Source organism: endosymbiont of Riftia pachyptila (vent Ph05), from assembly GCF_000224455.1.
Taxonomy (GTDB): domain Bacteria; phylum Pseudomonadota; class Gammaproteobacteria; order Chromatiales; family Chromatiaceae; genus Endoriftia; species Endoriftia persephonae.
Map to the genome: position 1 here is coordinate 1 of NZ_AFOC01000156.1, position 4777 is coordinate 4777.

Below are 4777 nucleotides of genomic sequence, written 5' to 3' on the forward strand. Positions count from 1 at the left end.
GAACTGGTCAAAAGCAACATTTTCGATAGGGCCGCACTCAGCCGTCAATTCCAGGGCTGCGACGCCATCATCAACCTGATCGGCATTCTCAACGAGACTACTGGCCAGAGTTTCCACCGCCTGCACGTGGAGCTGGTGGATGTGGTGGTCGAGGCCTGTCGCAGCGCGGGCATCAAACGCCTGTTGCACATGAGCGCGCTGAACGCCAGCGAGGCCAATGGTTCCAGCCACTACCTACGCTCCAAAGGTGAGGGCGAAAGCTGGGCGCACACCCGCGGCGGCGGCTTCGCCGCAGTCACCAGCTTCCGACCCTCGGTGATCTTCGGCCCCGGCGACAGCTTCTTCAACCGTTTCGCCGGCCTGCTGGAACGCGCCCCGCTGCTGTTTCCGCTGGCCTGCGCCGAGAGCCGCTTCGCCCCAGTCTATGTGGGTGATGTGGTAGAGGCATTCAGCCAAGCGCTGGACGACAGCCGCACCTTCGGCCACCACTATGACCTGTGCGGCCCGCGCAGTTTCAGCCTGGGGGAACTGGTGAGCTACACCGCCCAGACCATCGGCAAACAGCGCATCCTGATGGAGCTAGGCGACAGCGCAGCCCNCTACAGGCCAGGGTGATGGAAAAGCTGCCCGGCAAGCCCTTTACCATGGACAACTACCTGTCGCTACAGAGCGACAGTGTCTGCGACGAAAACGGTCTCGAACAGCTTGGCATCGAGCCCACCGATATCGAAGCTGTGGTGCCACTCTACCTCGCCCATCAACGCCAAAGGGACCGCCTCTACCAATTTCGCCAGCCCCAGGGATGAGCGCCGCTGATCAGGCCCTGGAGATCCTCCGCGAGACCTTCGGCTACCAGCAGTTCCGCGGCCAGCAGGCCGAGATCATCCAGCAGTTGAGCGAAGGCGGCGACGCGCTGGTGATTATGCCCACCGGCGGCGGCAAATCCCTCTGCTACCAGATCCCCTCACTGCTCCGCGACGGCGTCGGCATCATCGTCTCACCGCTGATTGCGCTGATGCAGGATCAGGTGGCGGCGCTCAACGAGCTCGGCATCCAGGCTGCCTTCCTCAACTCGACCCTGGAGCCACAGGCCGCCGCCCAAATCGAGACCGAGCTGCGCTCAGGCACTCTCGACCTGCTCTACCTGGCGCCAGAGCGCTTGCTGCAGCCCCGCACCCTGAAGCTGCTCGCACAGAGTCCGATCGCCCTGTTCGCCATCGACGAGGCCCACTGCGTCTCCCAGTGGGGTCACGACTTCCGCCCTGAATATATCCAGCTCTCGCTACTGCAGGAGCGTTTCCCACAGATCCCGCGCATCGCCCTCACCGCCACCGCCGACGAAACCACCCGCCGAGAGATCGCCACACGACTCGGCCTCGAGCAGGCACCACAGTTTGTCAGCGGCTTCGACCGTCCCAACATCCGCTACCATATCGGCCAACATGAGCGTCAACGCGACGCCCTCTGGCAGTTTCTGCAGCGTGAACACCCCAGCGATGCAGGCATCGTCTACTGCTTGTCACGCAAGAAGGTCGAATCGGTCAGCGAATGGCTCAGTAACAAGGGGCGCAGCGCCTTGCCCTATCACGCTGGACTGCCGCACCAGCTGCGAGAACAGCATCAGGCGCGCTTTCTCAAGGAAGAAGGGGTGATCATCGTCGCCACCATCGCCTTCGGCATGGGCATCGACAAGCCCGACGTGCGCTTCGTCGCCCATCTCGACCTGCCCAAGAGCATCGAGGCCTACTATCAGGAGACAGGTCGCGCCGGTCGCGATGGTGAGCCCGCCAACGCCTGGATGAGCTACGGCTTGCAGAACGTCATCACCCTACGGCAGATGATCGAACAGTCCGACGCCCCGGAGGCTCAACAGACAGTGGAGCGGCGCAAGCTCGATGCAATGCTCGGCCTGTGCGAGATTACCAGCTGCCGCCGTCAGGCACTGATCGCCTACTTCGACGACCAACTGGATGCCGCCTGCGGCAACTGTGACAACTGCCTACTACCGCCCGAGACTTGGGACGCCAGCAAGGCGGCGCAGAAGGCCCTCTCCGCTGTCTACCGCACCGGCCAGCGCTTCGGCGTCAACTACCTGATCGACGTGCTGCATGGCGCCGACAGCGAACGCATCCGCAACTTCGGTCACCAGCAGCTCTCAGTCTACGGCATCGGCAAGGAGTTCAGCGGTCCAGAATGGCGTTCAATCTTCAGACAGCTAGTGGTACGCGGCCTGCTGGCGGTCGACATCCAAGGTTACGGCGGCCTGCGCCTCACCGAGCAGGCCCGACCAGTGCTGCGCGGCGAGACCCGGCTCGATCTGCGCCGCGAACGAAAGCCCGAGAAGATCAAAAAGAAAAAGGTGCAGCGGCGCTTCAGTGACCCAGCCGACCTAGAGCTGTGGGAGGATCTACGCACCCTACGCAAGGAGCTGGCCGAGGAGCAGGGGGTACCGCCCTACGTGATCTTCCACGACGCCACCCTGGCAGAGATGGTGATCTGGCGCCCGGAGACCCCCGCCGCGCTGCTCAACATCGACGGCGTCGGCCAAGTCAAACTGGAACACTATGGGGAGGAGTTCCTTCGAGCTGATCCGCCAGGCCGAACCGGCGGCTCCCGAGACCCATCATTGAACATCAGATGATCGGCCGAAGGGGTTGGCGTCAAAGCGCCCCAATCACATTGCTATTCCCACCACTCTCTATGCGGTTTGACTCCGATCCCTGGGGTTACAAGAAGCCCATCCGTCGCTTTGGCATGGACCGTTCCAGGTAGGCCTGCAGCTCATCGTACTGGCCGCTGCTATTGGCGTATTCAACGTAGCTTTTAGCGGTTTCCAGCCACTCACGGGTAGAGGGTTTGACCTGCTTCAGAGCAATCTGCAAGTCGTTCATGGTCAGCTGCCGCTCTTCACCTGTCTCCATGATCTCTTCCAGCACCCGTTCGATGGCCCGGTCGATCAGACCGGCGATGTCAGCGCCGGAAAAGTGCGGAGTGGCCTGCGCCAGCTCATCCACGTCAATCGACTCGACCGGCAGTCCCTCTAGTTTGATACGGAAAATCGCCGCCCGGGCTCTGGTGTCGGGTGGTGGAACGAAGATCACCCGGTCGAAACGCCCCGGGCGCTTGAAGGCGTTGTCCACATCCCAGACCGCGTTAGTGGCCGCTAGCACCAGGATATTGTCGTTGTCCGAGGCCAGTCCATCGAGTTCGGAGAGAAACTTGTTGACCGTGGTGCTGATAGTGCTGTGGCGCGACAGGGTGCGGTTGCGCCCCAGCGCATCGATCTCATCGAAGAAGATCACCGCCGGACGGCTGGCCCGGGCGGCTTGAAACAGAGCGGCGATATTCTTTTCGCTGTTGCCCATCCACATATCGAGGATATCGTCGATCTCGACATTGAAGAAGTGGGCACCGCACTCCCGGGCGATAGCGCGGGCAAAGAAGGTCTTGCCGCAACCCGGCGGGCCGTAGAGCATGATGCCGCCGCCAGCGCGCTTGCCAAACTTGCGGAACAGCTCGGGATTCTTGAACGGCTGGATGATCTTCATCCGCGCCTCACGCTTCAGCTCATCCATGCCGCCGATATCATCAAAGCCGATCGGGTTCGACGCCGGGGCAATCGGGGTGAACAGTAGTGCCTCATCCCCCTCCTGATTGACTGGAATTCGTTCTTTTTCACTCATCAGCATCTACCTAACCAAAGAGGTCGGAGTGAAGCCGCCCCGACCACATCACTATTCCCACCGCACTCTATGCGGTTTGACTCCGCCCCCTGGCGTACTACTCGGGTGACATCATTTGAAATAACTCAAATACCATTTGTTGAGGACGACCGACTGCAACACCACGACCAGTGCCCCGCCCCCCAGGGCGACCGCAGGATGCTTGCCAGCCAACGACAGGATGACACCTCCCAGCAGTAGATGGATGAGAAAGGGAAACAAAAAACTCCACAGATGCCTCATGCGATGATAGATCAGCATGATCAGCGGCCCAAACAGGGCATTACGAAACTCCACGGGTAACCCGCCTCGTTCTGCGATACCCGCAATGAGTGCGCCGATCACGATAAGCAGTGTCCAGCCATTGGCGTGGTCGCGCCAAAACTCGTCCGCCTTATGCCGCAGCGATCCCTGCTGGTAGTGGAAATGGACTCGGCGCGCCAGTCTGGCGAAAAATTTGCCGATGATCTGCAACGAGCGACCCGCCGCCAGCAGATAGCCGGTCACCAGAGAGAGAATGATCAGGGCAACCCCATCCTTGTTCCCCCCGTAAGAGAGAAACAGGCCGGCAACCAGCGGGGCGATGAGCAGGGCGAGCAACAGCGTCGATCTACGCCGGCGCGCCGTCAGGGTTCGGTGCGCTTTCTGCACATACGGGTCGGTGGGATGCTGGCGCAATACCCGCTCCAGCAACATCTGCTTGCGGGGAAGCGCGGATGTACGGTCGGCGCTGATCAGCAACAGGTTGCAGTTTTCGGGATCGATCGCCAGCGCCTCGTCCAGATGCCGCCGTGATTCACTGCCACGATTCTGGAAATAGCGTACCTCCGCCAGACAGCCGATATAGTCGGCGTCATCCGGCTCCAGGGCCAGTGCCGCCTGGATGCTCTTTTCCGCCGAATGGACCGCCCGCCGATGCAGATGGGCGATGGCCTTCAGATAGTGGGCGAAGGCGTGATCAGGCGCCTTGTCCAGGGCAATATCAAGCTGCTCCAGCGCCTTCAGCGGCAGGGAGCTGCCAATATAGGCGCAGGCGAGCGCGGCACGGATCCTGG

At 61.4% G+C, this 4777-nt stretch carries 5 protein-coding genes; 3 read left to right on the plus strand and 2 right to left on the minus strand.

What is annotated here, in order from left to right; all coding sequences use genetic code 11:
- Positions 1-18 precede the first annotated feature (18 nt).
- From RIFP1SYM_RS15740 to recQ, 3 genes are read left to right on the plus strand one after another with little or no spacing between them, the layout of a single operon-like run.
- On the plus strand, positions 19-615 hold the full coding sequence (locus tag RIFP1SYM_RS15740) for an NAD-dependent epimerase/dehydratase family protein (RefSeq protein ID WP_476756447.1): 597 nt from the start codon (positions 19-21) through the stop codon (positions 613-615).
- Complete coding sequence (locus RIFP1SYM_RS18455) at positions 615-806, plus strand: hypothetical protein (protein WP_050798790.1); 192 nt, start codon at positions 615-617, stop codon at positions 804-806. Before RIFP1SYM_RS15740 ends, RIFP1SYM_RS18455 begins: the two co-directional genes overlap by 1 nt.
- Positions 803-2641: a DNA helicase RecQ gene (gene recQ, locus RIFP1SYM_RS15745; RefSeq protein ID WP_005966664.1), complete on the plus strand. Its 1839-nt coding sequence runs from the start codon at positions 803-805 to the stop codon at positions 2639-2641. Before RIFP1SYM_RS18455 ends, recQ begins: the two co-directional genes overlap by 4 nt.
- An 85-nt stretch (positions 2642-2726) precedes the next feature.
- On the opposite strand, the gene RIFP1SYM_RS15750 is transcribed toward recQ, so the two are convergent.
- Entirely contained in the window at positions 2727-3683 is a 957-nt protein-coding gene (locus RIFP1SYM_RS15750; protein WP_240991583.1) for an ATP-binding protein, read from the minus strand.
- A 111-nt stretch (positions 3684-3794) separates the two neighbouring features.
- A partial coding sequence (locus RIFP1SYM_RS18460; RefSeq protein ID WP_039960787.1) for a tetratricopeptide repeat protein occupies positions 3795-4777 on the minus strand: 983 nt, incomplete at its 5' end.